The following is a 15,648-nucleotide window of genomic DNA, read 5'->3' as shown; positions in this document are numbered from 1 at the left end:
TTAATGCTTTTTCGTGTCGCCAACGACTTTATCCATAATAGCGAATAACAAGCCAGACAATACAAAGGTCATATGAATAATAACCTTCCACATGAGTTTGTCAGCATCAAGTTCACTCATTCCGCTAGATATATCCATAAAGGATTTCAAAAGATCAATCGCGGAGATAGCAACGATTGCTCCGATGACTTTGAGCTTTAGGCCCGAAAAGTCTACTTTGCCCATCCAGCTAGGACGATCATCATGAGTACCCGTATCGATTTTTGAAACAAAAATCTCATAGCCACTGAATATAATGATAAGCAATAAACTGGCAACTAGAGAGATATCAACCAATACCAATATATCTACGATCACACTGGCTTCAGAGGCCGTCAGAATGTCAGCGAACATGTACCATAGCTTTTGGACAAACTTAATAAATAATAAAATAATGCCTAACACCAACCCTAGATAAAAAGGCGCCAGTATCCAGCGGCTATTAAATATGGTTTTTTCTAAATAAAGCTCAAACTTCTTTAGCATGGGTATCTCTTAAGTTTTAAAGACACAAAAGTCTTAAAGACAAAAAATTGTAAATACACAAATAACGTTGATTATGGGTATGGTTCATTTTAGTTTTAGTCATGCGATATTTTATCTATATCAGCGAGCTGCGCTACTACTTGCCGCACGCGCGCTTTTCTATCGCCACTGATGCGTTGAAATGGTTTTTGATGCTTGCTTAATTGACTGGCGAAATAAGCACTTATCTCATCACGTTGATGCGGAATGTCTCTCAGGTCATCGGCGACCCATGGCGTATCAACATCAGTCAATAATATCAAATCATAATGATGCGCCAACGCTGCTTGCTCAAGGGCCATAGGACAGTCGCCATAATACCAATAAGAATAAACCATCAGCTCAAACAAACTGGTATCACAAAACAAATAACGACTGGCATTATTCGTCTGAGCGACTTGTTTGGCTAAGGTATTCTGTAGCGTAATCTGCCCCTGTGCGATAGGGAGTAGATCCTCCCACGTACAAGTCAGCTGATCGTTGTCCCATTTTGCCTGTAAGTAGGTGCGCATATATTCTGACACCCAAGAACTATCAAAATGCGCGGCCAAATCACGACATAAGGTCGTCTTACCCGTACTTTCTGCCCCTAAAACCGCGACGTTGATGACAGGTTTAGGCGTATGCTGCTCGAGGTTGTACACGGTAGCGTCGTTGCCATTCATAGTATGCCCAGATTGCGATAAGAGTGAAGACTACATATTGTAGCGCGGTAAAAGTGAAACCTTTATAAAAGTATAGTGGTACCGATATCGCATCAGCGATGATCCATAATATCCAATGCTCGATTTTGCGCCGTGCCATGAGCCACATCGCCATCAAGAACAAAGCCGTAGTGAGCATGTCAGTATAGTCTACCCAAGTAAATAGATGGATTCCAAGTACCGCACCATCGAAACTAAAGCCATTATTAATTACTGGCCGGAAATAATAAACCAACCCTACAAAAGCTATCGTTCCCGCTGCCAAAGCAGAAAGTATCGGGATGTCACCTACATGTAAATGTTCAATACGGACATTATTGGCATTTGACTGCTTGTGCTCAACAGACTGGTTTTTCTTATTTTTTGACCAGTTAATCCAGCCATACAAGCTCATCACGGTATAGTAAGCATTGATGAACATATCGCCAAACAGCTGCCACTTCCACAGTAGGTACACAAATATAGCAGTGCTGACCAGACCGATAGGGAAAACTAGGATATTGGTTTTGCTGGCGAGTAAGACACTTGCTACGCCGAAGACAACAGCAATCAATTCAAGAATGATGAATATCGTAGAGTAGTCAGCGTATTGACCAAATAACCAGTTGAGAAGTTCTGCCATTAGCGTTCCTAAGTATAAGTGTGTGTCAAAGTTCCGAGTAAAAATTTCTGAGTAATTAGTATCGTTCGATGAGTAATACAAAATAAAATGATGCCAATTATAACGTAGCTATCGAAAAAGGACGGCTGTCTTTGCTAATTTATGGCAAGAAACAGATTATTTGTAACAAAGTATTAGAAAAATTATAATATTCAGGCATAATAAACACACTGATTTTAAGTTTACAGTTATTCACTGAATTGAATGGCTATTATTTTTCCACTTTTATGCTTATTCCAAGCACCACAGTAGTAGACAAGGAAGCTTATCATGACGACTTGTATCACAGGCACTGGTCTTTATATCCCACCTTACAGCATTAGTAACGAAGAGCTAGTTGAGTCATTTAACCAGTATGTTGAAAACTATAATACCGAACATGCTGAAGAGATAGCTGCAGAGACAGTGACGGCACTTGAGCCTTCTTCAGCTGCCTTCATCGAAAAAGTATCTGGCATCAAATCACGTTATGTGATGGAAAAAGAAGGTATCTTAAATACTGAAATCATGGCGCCAGTTATCCCTTACCGTAACTTGGGCGAAGAGTTGTCAGTAATGGCCGAAATGGGTGCAGCAGCACTGAGAGACGCTTTGGCTGATGCTGGACTTGAGGCCAATGACTTAGACGGTATTATCCTTGCTTGCTCAAACTTTCAGCGTACTTATCCTGCGGTTGCTATCGAAATCCAAAACGAAATTGGTATGATTGGCGGCTTTGCTTATGATATGAACGTTGCGTGTAGTGCGGCGACTTTTGGTCTGTCACAAGCACATGGTTCTATCATCTCTGGTTTGGCCAAGCGTATTGCTGTGGTCAACGTTGAGATTACCTCAGCGCATCTAAACTGGCGTAACCGTGACAGCCACTTTATCTTCGGTGATGTAGCGACGGCTTCTATTGTTGAAGAGTTAGATACGCCAAAAGGTTACGAGATTCTAAATTCTAAGCTATTTACTCAGTTTTCGACCAACATCAAAAACGAATATGGCTTTATGGATCGCTCAGAGTATCTAGCAGCGCAGACTGAAATGTATCCAGATATCAAAGCACCGGTTACTGATAAGCTGTTTTTGCAAAACGGTCGTAAAGTATTCCGTGAAGTCTGTCCGAAAGTATCAGAGATTATCACTGAGCACTTGCAAGAAAACGACATCCCAACATCTGATGTTAAGATGATGTGGCTGCATCAAGCCAATGCCAATATGTTGGATTTGATTCTACGTACCGTGGTCGGTAAAGATGCCGATAAATCAATTGCACCGAGTGTTATTGCTGAATTTGCCAATACCAGCTCAGCGAGTCCTATGATTGTATTCCATCGCCACAAAGATGACTTAGTATCAGGCGATTTGGGCGTTATTTGCTCATTTGGTGCAGGTTACTCTATTGGTTCGGTGCTAGTTCGCAAGGTCTAATACTTTAACTGTTTGCCCTGATAAAAATAGCTAAGAGTCTTCTTAGCTATTTTTTTGTCTGTTGTTTTTGCTATTGAAATTAAGCTGTGACATCTAAATATAAACAGAGATGTTTGAGAAGATAGCATCGAGATTACCGACAATATCAACAAGAATGATTAGAGGTTTTAATTTACCCCAAAAAATTTGCTATAATCACGGGCTTACTCCTCTTATCCAATTAAAAGTCCTTTTATGAAAGAATCCTTACGCCTGCGTTTAGACCAGATGGTAGACCGTTATGAAGAGGTCACCGCTTTACTATCAGATCCTAGTGTCATCAGTGATAATAATAAGTTCCGTGAATTGTCTGTTGAGCACAGCGACTTGATGGACATCACGACGCTGTGGCAAAACTACGTAGGTGCAGAAACGGATCAGGCTGATGCTGAGGCGATGCTAGCTGATGCGACAGATCCTGACATGAAAGAGATGATGGTCGATGAGATTGAGACGGCACGTGATACCATCGTCGAGATGGAAGAAGCACTCAATCTCATGATGCTACCAAAAGATCCCAACGATAAAGTACCAGCATTTTTGGAGATTCGTGCAGGGACAGGCGGCGATGAGGCAGCGATTTTCTCTGGTGACTTGTTCCGTATGTACCAAAAATACGCGCAAAGCCAGGGCTGGACACTAGAAGTGCTCTCTGCAAATGAAGGTGAGCATGGCGGTTATAAAGAAATCATCACTCGCGTATCTGGCAATAGTGTATATGGACGTTTAAAGTTTGAATCGGGCGCTCACCGCGTACAGCGTGTCCCTGAAACCGAGAGCCAAGGTCGTGTTCATACGTCAGCTTGTACGGTTGCGGTCATGCCAGAAGTTGAGATTGATGATACCGTCGATATCAATCCTGCTGATATCAAAATGGATACTTTTCGCTCAAGTGGCGCTGGTGGTCAGCACGTTAACACGACTGACTCTGCCGTACGTTTGACGCACATTCCGACAGGCACCGTGGTAGAGTGTCAGCAAGAGCGTAGCCAACACAAAAACCGTGCACATGCTATGAAAATGTTGGTCTCTAAAATTCAACAAGCCAAAGTGCAAGCACAGGTCGATGTGGCCGACTCTATACGTCGTGACTTGGTCGGTAGTGGCGATCGCTCAGAGCGTATCCGTACCTATAATTTTCCACAAGGCCGCATGACCGATCACCGTATCAACCTTACTTTATACAAGCTTGACTCTATTATGGAAGGCGACTTGAATGAGATTCTTGATGCATTGTTGCGTGAGCATCAGGCTGATTTGATGGCCAGTATCGGTGGTGAGTAGTTGCTTTCTAAACGTCAATAAATTGAAATGATTTTTAGATGGAAATAGTCAGTAAATCCATATTTTACATGTGAGAAATATAATGAATAATCGCTTAGCTGGATATCTTATGGTTTTCTTGTCTTTGTTCTTTATATCTGCATGTCAGACCTCACCAGTTGCTAGTGATCAAAAAAATACTATTGATTTCTCCGAAAAACTTACAAAAGAATGCCTTGCAAAAGGTGGTAAGTACACCAAGGAAGGTCGACTACAAGCATATCGCTGTGTACAACAGTTTTCAGATGCTGGAAAGTCTTGTAGTGACAGTTCTGAGTGTCAAGGCAGTTGTACAAGTTCAGACACCAGTATTGAGGCTGGTACATCAAACGTAACAGGAATATGTGCTGCCAACGATAGCCCTTTTGGCTGCCACCAAACCATTGAAGGCGGTATTGCTAAAGGATTTTTGTGCGTAGATTAATCACGCAATTTTTCCAAATATAAAAACTAATTTATCAACATTTGAGAGTGTTATGTCAAAATCCAACAATCAGAATCAAGACCAAGCTCCAACCTTAGAAGATGCTAACGAGCTAATCGCCCAGCTGCAATCCAAGCTAGACGATATCAGTGCTTCAGGTAAACAGCCGTATCCTAATACGTTCAAACGCACTGATTATGCGCAAGACTTACAGACGGCTTTTGATGGTGTATCAAAACAAGAAATCGAAGAGAAAGCTGCGAATGGTGAAAAAACACAAGTAAACGTGGCAGGTCGAGTCATGCTCAACCGTGGTTCGTTCATCGTAATCCAAGACATGACAGGTCGTATTCAGTTATATGTAGCACGTAAAGAGCTTGATGAGGAGACGCGTGCGAGCATCAAATCATTAGATTTGGGTGACATCGTTGGTGTATCAGGCTATATCGGTCGCTCAGGTAAAGGCGATTTGTATGTGCATATTGAAGAAATTACACTACTGACCAAATCACTACGTCCAATGCCAAACAAATTCCATGGCTTGGCTGATGTAGAAGCGCGCTATCGCAATCGTCATCTTGATTTGATGACCAATGAGACGACTCGCAACACCTTTATGCTTCGCAGTCAGATCGTCAGCGGTATTCGTCAATTTATGCTCAATGAGCGTTTTATGGAAGTTGAAACGCCAATGATGCATCCAATCCCAGGCGGCGCAGTAGCCCGTCCGTTTGAGACGCATCATAATGCATTAGACATGCCTTTATATTTACGTATCGCGCCTGAGCTTTATCTTAAGCGTTTGGTCGTTGGTGGGTTCGAAAGAGTATTTGAGATTAACCGTAGTTTCCGTAATGAAGGGGTTTCAACCCGTCATAACCCTGAATTTACCATGATTGAGTTCTATCAAGCATACGCTGATTATCATGACTTGATGGATTTGACTGAGCGTCTGTTTAATCAGTTAGCAATAGATGTGTTGGGCACAACAGAGCTGACTTATCAAGAAGAAGCCATTAGCCTAAAAGCACCATTTGCTCGTCTGTCAATGTCTGATGCGATTGCAAAATATGCTGAAAACTTTGACATGACACGTATCAATGATCGCGAATACCTAGCAGAATATGCATCTACGACACTTAAGCAGCAAGTCAAAGATGTGTTTGGTGTGGGTAAGCTACAGACAATTATCTTTGAAGAAACGGCTGAGCATCAATTACGTCAGCCAACGTTCATTACTGAGTACCCAGCTGAGACATCACCACTAGCGCGCCGTAGTGATGACAATCCTGAGATTACTGATCGTTTTGAGCTGTTCGTTGGTGGTCGTGAGTTAGCTAATGGTTTTAGCGAGCTTAATGACCCAGCAGACCAAGCCGAGCGTTTCCGTGGTCAAGTTGCTGAAAAAGACGCGGGCGATGATGAAGCCATGCATTTCGATGAAGAGTATATCGAAGCATTGTCTTACGGTTTGCCACCGACAGCTGGTGAAGGTATTGGTATCGATCGTCTAGTAATGCTATTTACCGACTCTGCTAGTATCCGTGATGTGATCTTGTTCCCGCACATGCGCCGCAAAAGTGACTAATGCAAAAGTGACTAATGATTAATCAGCCATTAACCAAAGTCGCTTATTAAGCGCGGTCAAGTCATAATCAAATTTGTGAGAAGCCAGACGAATGCGCTGGCTTTTTGCTATAATAAATATCGAAAAACAGCATTTGAAATAAGCACTTTAACTACTTGGCACAATGGATAGCTATGTCGCAGCAATATCAAGTTTTAGCTCGCAAATATCGACCCAAAAACTTTCATGAGTTGATTGGGCAGACGCATGTCTCGCAAGCGCTGATTAATGCGATTGATTATAATCGTTTGCATCATGCCTATCTGTTTACAGGCACACGTGGTGTGGGCAAAACGACAATTGCACGTATTTTGTCTAAATGTTTGAACTGTGATACGGGTATTACTAGCACACCGTGCGGCGTATGTGATAACTGTGTTGCTATTGATCAGGGGCGTTTCATTGATCTTATCGAGATTGATGCCGCTTCTCGTACCAAGGTCGAAGACACGCGTGAGCTGTTAGATAATGTCCCTTATGCGCCAAGCCAAGGACGTTATAAGGTCTATCTGATTGATGAAGTACATATGCTGTCTACGCACAGTTTTAATGCGCTACTTAAAACGTTAGAAGAGCCACCTGAACACGTGAAGTTTTTGCTGGCGACGACTGATCCACAAAAGCTGCCAATTACGATTATTTCGCGCTGCTTGCAGTTTGTTCTACGTCCATTACCACAAACGTTGCTTAGCGAGCACTTGGCAAGTATCTTGACTCAAGAGCAGGTTGGCTATACTCAGCCAGCGATTTGGCAGTTGGCAAGTGCAGCCAAAGGTTCTGTACGTGATGCTCTATCATTGACCGATCAAGCCATTGCTTTTGGCCAAGGCGCACTGGATGATGCGACTGTCAATGCAATGCTTGGTCTTATTGATGCCGCTGACTTAGTACGTCTAATCACAGATGTTTATAATCATGATAAGTCTGCGGTTGCTGCTCATATTGAGCAAATGCGTGCGCAAATGGTTGATGCAACTAGCATATTCGATGGGCTCGCTGAGCTATTACATCAATTGGCGTTGACTCAGCTGTTACCTGAGGTCGCTCTTAATGTTAATGAGGCACAAGCAAAAGATATTTATACGCTAGCTCAGCATATCAGCCCTGATGTCTTGCAGCTGTATTATGAGATTGTTGTACAAGCCCGTGAAGGTGTCAAGCTTGCAAGTACACCGATGCAAGCGCTTGAGATGTGCATCTTACGATTACTGGCGTTTCGTCCATTGCCAGTCGATGAAGTCTTGAGTAATACTTATGATAGCAATGGGTCTGCTACCAAAGTACCAGCTATAGAAGCAGTTTCTTCTACATCAGCTCCAGATGCTATTGCACATGAAGCGTCAGCACCGCCACCAGAGCTTTATAATGTTGATTATCAGCCACCAAGTCACGATGAGCTACAAAGCAGTATTGATGGTAATGACAATTTAGCACAGTCAGTGGCTAGTGCTATGCCTGAACCTGTTGTTGAGCCTGAACCAATTGTTGAGCCTGAACCAATTGTTGAGCCTGAACCAATTGTTGAGCCTGGCGCAAATGATTCTCAATTAACAGCCCACTCTGATGAAGATCCACGTACGTTGCTGCGTTGTCCACCTCAAGAACTGACAGGCGAGTGGAACCCAGAAAAGTGGGATTACTGGTTGCAAACTGCTCGTGAAGGCGAGGTATTGGCACAAGATGAGCTAGCACTAGCACGTCAAGGTACAATGACTGGACAATGCAATGGTAAAGCCACGTTTTTGACCAGTGTTGATAGTAAGCATTTGCAGGTCACTTTTCAGCAATTGGCAGCTAAGCTACAACAGCAATTTACGCAAGCTGACATTGACTTGAAAATTGATAGTAGTATCATGCAGACCGAAGATAAAACCCCAGAGCGCCGACAGAAGAGACGTTTAGAGCAAGCGAAAACCGTTGCTGAAACGAAATTGCTGAAAACGCCAGTAATGCAGTATTTAACTGAACGCGGTGAGGGGAAAATGGGTAAAGTGCAGCTGTATTGAGATTTTGGAGCAGTAATTGGTCAAAGTATCTAAAAGTATATTTATATATTGAACATAGTTTTATATTAAATATCAAGGTGATAGCAATATATCACCTTGATATTTTTGTTTTTATTACGGGTCAAAATATATTTATCAAACAAGAGAGAACCATTTGATAACGATAAGATGAATGTAAAGTCGTTATAATGGTTAAGTTATATTAAAAACTGAAATGACGTTTAGGTGAGAATATGTTGGATAATTTACGCGGTATGGCTGTGTTCGCCAGTGTGGTCGGACATGGCTCTTTTAGTGGCTCAGCACGTGAGCTAGGTATTACAACCAGCGCAGTCAGTCAGCAAATTCGTTCATTAGAGAACGAGCTTGGGGTAGTATTGCTACATCGCTCAACTCGTAAGCTAAGCTTAACAGAAGCTGGTGAGAGCTTTTATGAAGCTGCAAAAGATGTCGTCAGTGCAGCAGAGCAAGGGCGTATCAAAGTTAATCAATTGCGTGATGAGCTAGCAGGTAGCTTGCGTGTATCGACGACTCCTGAGCTTGGTGTTAATCATATACTGCCAGCACTCTCTACGTGGATGGCGGCACATGATGATCTTAGTGTCACTTATCTAGCCGACAATCATTATATTGATATGATTGATGAGCGTATTGATATTGCCATTCGCATGAGCCCATCGATTAATGACTCTAGCCTCAGCAGCCATCCGTTAACAGATGTGCGTCAGCTATTGGTTGCTTCACCTCAGTATTTGCGTCAACACAGTAAGCTAAATACACCTAAAGACTTAGCTGAGCATCAGTTGATCTGTATTGAGATTATGAAAGATGCCAATCAGGTTGATATGGTTCAAACTGAAACTGGTAAAAAGACACGTATAAAGATGAATTCACGTATCTATACCAATAATGTGTTTATGGCAACGACGCTGGCTAAAGAAGGTCACGGTTTGGTTAGAATGATGGAGATGGACATAAAAAAAGAGCTGGAGAGTGGAGAGCTGGTAGAAGTGTTGACTGGCTATCAATTACCAAGCTTTGTGCTATATGCGGTCACTTTAAATCGAGACCAACAGCCAGCCAAAATCACTCGTTGTCTAGAAGTACTGAAAAAATACTTCCATGCGAATTAAGTGTTGTTCTCACTATGCACAAAACGTTTTTAGTTAGCAGTAAGTAGTTAGCAAAAAGCCTATAGATAATGAATCATCTATAGGCTTTTTTATTGTCTGTGGTCAAGGTTACAATATGCTTTAGAATGATGGCTTCAATAGATTGATTAAACGCTCAATAACTTGTGTGCTTTCATCACGGCTTATGTTAAGTGGCGGTAGCAAACGTACAACATGACCACCCGTCACATTGATGATCAGCTTTTGCTCATCACGGGCACGATCCACCAGTTTACTACAGTCCGTGTCTTCAGGTAACGCGATACCAATCATCATACCTGCACCGCGACTGCTAACGCCATGTTGGCCCAATTCATCAACGATACTTTCTCTGATGAATAAACCTTCAGTCACTGCATTTTCCATAATGTTACTATTTGCTAGTACGTCATATACGCTATGTACCACACGGCTGGCCAATGGCGTGCCACCATAAGTAGAGCCATGGCTACCAGCGCCAAACAAACCATTGGCACGGCCACGTACCATGCACGCACCAACTGGGAAACCATTACCTAGGCCTTTGGCTGTCGTCAACACATCAGGACGAGCACTGCTATGTTGATAAGCAAAATATTTACCAGTACGGCCATTACCTGTTTGCACTTCATCCAGCATAAATAGCCAGTTATGAGCGTCACATTCTGCTTGTAGCTCTTCAAGATAAGTGAAGCCATTGGCTGCAGTATTCAGACCGCCTTCGCCTTGGATCGGCTCTACAAAGATAGCGCAGATATCATCATGTTCTTGAGCAGCTTGTTTGACAGCATCGATATCGCCAAATGGCACACGAATAAAATCTTCATCTAGCGTATAAAACCCTTCACGCGCCTTCGGATTTGCAGTAGCTGACAAAGATAATAACGTACGACCATGAAATGATTGCTCCATTACGATAACTTTTGGACGTTTAAAACCTTGCTTGTACGCGTATAAACGTGCCAGTTTCAATGCAGCTTCATTGGCTTCGGCACCGCTATTGGCAAAAAACACGCTATCCATTTGGGCGGCGGTACATAGTATCTCTCCAGCACGCTCTTGCCAGTCAATACCGAACAGATTGCTTGTATGAACTAACGTACCTGCCTGCTGTTGAATAGCGTCAGTGACTTGTGGATGGCAATGCCCTAGTCCACATACTGCGATACCAGTTAAGGCATCTAAGTATGGCGTATCGTCTTTTGTATAGAGCCAACTGCCTGCACCGCGGGTAAAGCTGATAGGTTGACGATTATAGGTGGGCATCAGGTAAGTAGCAGACATGTAAAACATCCTTGGTATAATAATTGAGTAAAAGTGTGGGTTATAGCTCGTCAGAAAAAGGCGTGGTTTCTGCAGGTAAGGTGTAATCTTCGTTTGCCCAAGCACCTAAGTCGATTAGCTTGCAGCGACTGCTACAAAAAGGCTTATATTTATTGTCTTGCCAAGCCGTCTGAGTGCCGCAACGTGGGCAAGGGTAGGTCTTTGGGGGCGTATTTGCAGTAGAGTCAGTCATAAGAAAAGAGCAATGTCCTAAATGTTATTAGTATTGGTTGCATATGGCATAAGCATAAAACGCATACGTCATTTAAATTACGACGAAACGAGGCGTACTTGCTATCGCTGTATTACTATTCAATTGGATTGACTATATAATAGCATGGGGCCGAATAATGACAAAAGACAAATGCTTTAAGGATAGTAGATGACCGACAATATTGATCTCACGCATCAGCAAGAGCGTGCCTTTCAACCACAAAAACTGTCAGCACCGCGTGACTTTATTATTCCAAATATCATCAATGACAATAAAGATGAAAAACCGTTAATGCTAGAGATTGGAGCAGGGAAGGGTAAGCATGCACTTAGCTTTGCCGCACAAAATCCTGACAAGCATTTGGTAGCCATTGAACGCACGCGTAACAAATTTGAAGCATTCTCAAAACTAGCCACTCTACAAAATCTATCAAACCTAGCTGCGATTCATGCAGATGCGATTGCATGGACAGTGCATGCCATTAAACCAAACAGCTTGGCTAAAATATTCATTCTTTATCCCAATCCTGAACAGCACAATCCAAATCAGCAATGGCTGAACATGCCTTTTTTTGAGTTTCTACTATCACGCTTGCAGGTGGGTGGAGAAGTGATAGTAGTGACTAATATCGAATCCTATATCGACAATGCAGAATACCAAGCAACTAAAGTGTGGTGTCTACCATCAACATGTTCTCGAGTACCAGCGACTAGTCAGCGAACTCATTTCGAAGTGAAATACCTTGCCCGACAAGAAGTGTGTTGGGAGCTAAGCATTCGTAAGCCGAAATGGTATAAAACAAGATTTGATGATTGGCAGGTAAGTGCTATAAACGAAAAATAATAGCCTAAGCAAATATAGGGCTTATATCAATGATATACAATGAAGGTAGTAGTATTAACTATAAAATAGCCTAAGCAATTAGAATTCAAATAATAGAAAGCCGTCACTAAAGGACAGCTCAAAATTTGCACGGTTTATAAATAAGGTTTTACGAGACTGTTAGAGTTGGTGTGCGCATCTAAAACAGTCAAAAAAGTATATGCACCGATAAACTTGCGGCTAATAAACATAAATTCTTTTGGTGGTAGATTAAATTCAAAAGATTGCATTGCACGTGTGGCCGTAGTGGATAGGCGTGAATGTAGTTTACTGTTGGCCCAAATATAGCGATTCTGCTCATCCAAACATTCACTAGGGATATTAGCGTTTTTCTCAGGGTCACTAAAAGGCTCTGTAGCCAATAAAAATAACGAGGCAATATCTGAACGTACTTTATTACTCATGCTATCGAAAAAGTCATATCCTTTCATAGCAAGGCTCATTGCTTGCTGATCATGGCGATATCCTGCGCGTAGTAGACCACGGGCAATCGTTAATAAGTTGCCATCAAATTGACGAATCGCCCCAAAGTCTAGCAAAACCAATCTATCAATATCTTCTTCGTTTTCGCTAACACGCACCAAGTAATTACCAAAGTTAGGATCGGTCTGCATTTCACCCCATACAAAAATCTCTTGCATCATGATTTCTATGGCTGCTTGACCAATGGCATTTCGACGTTCATGAGGTAATAGCTGCAATGCTTCCGAGACCACAGTGATACCTGGCTCATATGACATACATAGCAGACGCTTTTTAGAATAAGTGCGATTGATCTTAGGCACGATATAGCGCGGATCATCGATTAAACGCTCGTAAAAACGCTCTGTCGTAGCCGCTTCCGCTTCATAATCTACTTCGTGATGGAGTAGGTCACGTATTTCCTCAAACCAAGCATCGAGTGCGCGTGTTTGAGGGACGATATTACTTACTTTTAATAATCGTTTGAACAAGGCAAGATCAGAGTTGATAGCGTCTGCCACACCCGGATACTGAATTTTTAACACAACTTGTTCACCAGTGGCGAGTATGGTCGCACGATGAACCTGAGCAAGAGAAGCGGTTCCGATAGGGACGGGATCAATGTCTAGCTCGTTTAGTTTGTTGCCCAGTAACTGGCGTAATGTTTGCTCAATCGTCGGCCAAGTTAATGTCGCCGTGTCATCATTAAGGGTTTGCAAAGCACGCGTGATCTCTGGCGGCAGTATATGCTCACCATAGATGGCTAGCATTTGACCAATCTTGACGACCGAACCTTTCAATTTACCCAGCTCTGATGCCAGATAATTTGCCTGAGTTTCCATAAACGCCTGATTACGTGCAGTACGTGCCTCTTTGTTTAAGAACATACCAGACACGCTATTACCCGCCCAACGACGACCAATATTCAAAGAAGTTTTTGCAATCGACATACGACGATCAAACCCTGAGGTTTTTAGGCTATCGATTGACTGCTTGTTGCTAAAAGGTTTAGACGTATCATTTGCCATAAGTATAATCATTCATCCAATTGGTATTGATTTGCGGGTTCGAAACCTACAATACAAGGGAGACGTGATGCACAGGTACAAAATTGTATCATATAAAGCGCGTTGGTTTTATGAGCCTGAGCTGGCCATTGATAGTTACTTTGTAAGCTAATATCTAGCGGTAACTATTGATAAATAGGTGCTTACTAATTTGAGTATGATTCATAAATACCTAGAGTTTTCTAGCAAGTTCACTGGTTATTAAAACTTAGTGAAATCTATTTATAGCCAATAGCTAAGTGTCAAAAAGATACTAAAAAATAAGACCTAGCATGATGCTAGGTCGAATAATGATATGGAGCTATAAAATACAGAGGTATTATTAATCAAACATATTGAGCGAAACCTTCGCATTATCTAAAATATTGTCCAAGACGTTACTCAATATGTCTTTTAGTATGCCTTAGCTGTTAAGCATTTTCGCGAGTGATGGCGTGGTGTCCAATATCACGGCGATATTGCGCACCATCGAAGCTAATAGCAGCAGTGACTGCTAATGCTGCTTGCTGAGCATCAGAAATACTATCTGCTAGCGCAGTTACACATAAGACGCGCCCGCCGTTTGTAACGACTTCTTTATCATTATCGTTAGAAAATGCCGTGCCAGCATGGAAAACTTTAACAGCATTGTCGTTGTTAGGATCTAGTTCTGGCAAGCCAGCAATCACATCGCCTTTAGATGAAGTTTCAGGGTAGCCTTTTGATGCGACAACGATACCTAGAGCAGGGCGCGCATCCCATTTTGCTTCACTAGGCAATTGACCTGCCAAACCTTGTTCGACCAAATCGACCATTGATGACTGTAAGCGCATTAAGATAGGCTGCGTTTCTGGATCACCAAAGCGGCAGTTAAACTCGATGACATACGGGTCGCCTGCCTTATCAATCATAAGACCAGCGTATAAGAATCCAGTATAAGGATGGCCTGCGTTTTTCATGGCATCGACTACTGGTTGAATCACTTGCTGTATGACTTTGTTATGAACATCGCTGGTAACAACTGGAGCAGGAGAGTAGGCACCCATACCGCCAGTATTCGGACCAGTATCGCCTTCAAAAGCACGTTTGTGATCTTGGCTGGTTGCCATTGGCAAGATGTTATCACCATCAATCATACAGATAAAGCTGGCTTCTTCACCCTGTAAGAACTGCTCGATAACCACGCGGCTGCCAGCATCACCAAACTTATTATCCGCTAACATATCGTCGATAGCTTCATGTGCTTGTTCGATCGTTTCAGCAACGATAACGCCTTTACCTGCAGCGAGGCCGTCTGCTTTGATAACGATAGGCGCGCCTTGCTCATCGACATAGGCTTTTGCAGCGACTGCGTCTGTAAAACCTTGATAAGCAGCGGTTGGAATGTTGTTTTGCTCCATGAACTCTTTAGCAAAAGTTTTTGAGCCTTCTAACTGTGCACAGTATGCTGTTGGGCCCCATGCTTTGATACCTGCTTCACGACAAGCATCAACAATACCCGTAACCAAAGGCGCTTCTGGACCAACAATTACCATGTCGATATCATTATTTTGACAAAAGGCGATAACAGCACTATGCTCGCCTGTGTCAGCGTCGGTAGCCTCTAGCGTAACGTTTTGGCATTTAGGCTCAAGGGCGGTGCCAGCATTACCAGGAGCGATGTAGACATTTTTTACATTGTCATCTTTTGCACATTGCCATGCCAATGCGTGTTCGCGACCACCTGAGCCAACCACCAAAATATTCATCATACCTTTTGCCCTTAGCATTAAAGTTAATAGTGAGCGAGTCGTACGCTCTTAAATA

General features: G+C 42.6%; 14 protein-coding genes. 7 read left to right on the top strand and 7 right to left on the bottom strand.

The genetic code is table 11. The features are described 5' to 3' along the window. The 3 genes from DXK30_RS00810 to pnuC form a co-directional block, all read right to left on the bottom strand. A complete protein-coding gene (locus tag DXK30_RS00810) occupies positions 1 to 525 on the bottom strand; it encodes a TIGR00645 family protein (RefSeq protein ID WP_101204361.1) in 525 nt (174 codons plus the stop codon). 95 nt (positions 526 to 620) lie between these two features. Then, positions 621 to 1,229, bottom strand: a complete 609-nt coding sequence (locus DXK30_RS00805; protein ID WP_114700044.1) for an AAA family ATPase — start codon at positions 1,227 to 1,229, stop codon at positions 621 to 623. Beyond that, positions 1,180 to 1,890 (bottom strand): nicotinamide riboside transporter PnuC, encoded by a 711-nt coding sequence (pnuC, locus tag DXK30_RS00800; protein WP_114700043.1) that lies wholly within the window; start codon positions 1,888 to 1,890, stop codon positions 1,180 to 1,182. Before pnuC ends, DXK30_RS00805 begins: the two co-directional genes overlap by 50 nt. Before the next feature lie 309 nt (positions 1,891 to 2,199). Here pnuC and DXK30_RS00795 point away from each other — a divergent pair, with 309 nt between their 5' ends. From DXK30_RS00795 to DXK30_RS00770, 6 genes are all read left to right on the top strand, one after another. Then, positions 2,200 to 3,345: a beta-ketoacyl-ACP synthase III gene (locus tag DXK30_RS00795; RefSeq protein WP_057760302.1), complete on the top strand. Its 1,146-nt coding sequence runs from the start codon at positions 2,200 to 2,202 to the stop codon at positions 3,343 to 3,345. A 234-nt stretch (positions 3,346 to 3,579) separates the two neighbouring features. Next, complete coding sequence (gene prfA / locus DXK30_RS00790) at positions 3,580 to 4,668, top strand: peptide chain release factor 1 (RefSeq protein ID WP_114700042.1); 1,089 nt, start codon at positions 3,580 to 3,582, stop codon at positions 4,666 to 4,668. A 109-nt stretch (positions 4,669 to 4,777) separates the two neighbouring features. Further along, entirely contained in the window at positions 4,778 to 5,131 is a 354-nt protein-coding gene (locus DXK30_RS00785; RefSeq protein ID WP_162799498.1) for a hypothetical protein, read from the top strand. Positions 5,132 to 5,183: 52 nt separating this feature from the next. Further along, positions 5,184 to 6,719, top strand: a complete 1,536-nt coding sequence (gene lysS, locus DXK30_RS00780) for a lysine--tRNA ligase (protein WP_114700040.1) — start codon at positions 5,184 to 5,186, stop codon at positions 6,717 to 6,719. Between the two features lie 173 nt (positions 6,720 to 6,892). Next, positions 6,893 to 8,764, top strand: a complete 1,872-nt coding sequence (dnaX, locus tag DXK30_RS00775) for a DNA polymerase III subunit gamma/tau (protein ID WP_114700039.1) — start codon at positions 6,893 to 6,895, stop codon at positions 8,762 to 8,764. Positions 8,765 to 8,997: 233 nt separating this feature from the next. Beyond that, entirely contained in the window at positions 8,998 to 9,897 is a 900-nt protein-coding gene (locus DXK30_RS00770) for a LysR family transcriptional regulator (RefSeq protein WP_114700038.1), read from the top strand. 120 nt (positions 9,898 to 10,017) lie between these two features. Here the strand turns inward: DXK30_RS00770 and DXK30_RS00765 are convergent, their stop codons facing one another. Beyond that, positions 10,018 to 11,199, bottom strand: coding sequence for an aspartate aminotransferase family protein (locus DXK30_RS00765; RefSeq protein WP_114700037.1), 1,182 nt, complete (start codon positions 11,197 to 11,199; stop codon positions 10,018 to 10,020). A gap of 40 nt (positions 11,200 to 11,239) precedes the next feature. Next, positions 11,240 to 11,431, bottom strand: coding sequence for a DNA gyrase inhibitor YacG (locus DXK30_RS00760; protein ID WP_057760289.1), 192 nt, complete (start codon positions 11,429 to 11,431; stop codon positions 11,240 to 11,242). A gap of 189 nt (positions 11,432 to 11,620) precedes the next feature. Here DXK30_RS00760 and DXK30_RS00755 point away from each other — a divergent pair, with 189 nt between their 5' ends. Then, entirely contained in the window at positions 11,621 to 12,295 is a 675-nt protein-coding gene (locus tag DXK30_RS00755; protein ID WP_114700036.1) for a class I SAM-dependent methyltransferase, read from the top strand. Between the two features lie 134 nt (positions 12,296 to 12,429). Here DXK30_RS00755 and DXK30_RS00750 read toward each other — a convergent pair whose 3' ends face one another. Together DXK30_RS00750 and purD are read right to left on the bottom strand one after the other, a co-directional pair. Next, positions 12,430 to 13,824: an ABC1 kinase family protein gene (locus DXK30_RS00750; RefSeq protein ID WP_114700648.1), complete on the bottom strand. Its 1,395-nt coding sequence runs from the start codon at positions 13,822 to 13,824 to the stop codon at positions 12,430 to 12,432. A gap of 449 nt (positions 13,825 to 14,273) precedes the next feature. After that, the gene (gene purD, locus DXK30_RS00745; protein WP_114700647.1) at positions 14,274 to 15,590 is read right to left on the bottom strand and encodes a phosphoribosylamine--glycine ligase; all 1,317 of its coding nucleotides are present in this window, start codon (positions 15,588 to 15,590) and stop codon (positions 14,274 to 14,276) included. Positions 15,591 to 15,648: the final 58 nt, after the last annotated feature.

Source organism: Psychrobacter proteolyticus, from assembly GCF_003350005.1.
Taxonomy (GTDB): Bacteria; Pseudomonadota; Gammaproteobacteria; order Pseudomonadales; family Moraxellaceae; genus Psychrobacter; species Psychrobacter proteolyticus.
The sequence above is the reverse complement of the archived record's forward strand: the minus strand, read 5'-3'. Positions and strand labels throughout refer to the sequence as shown.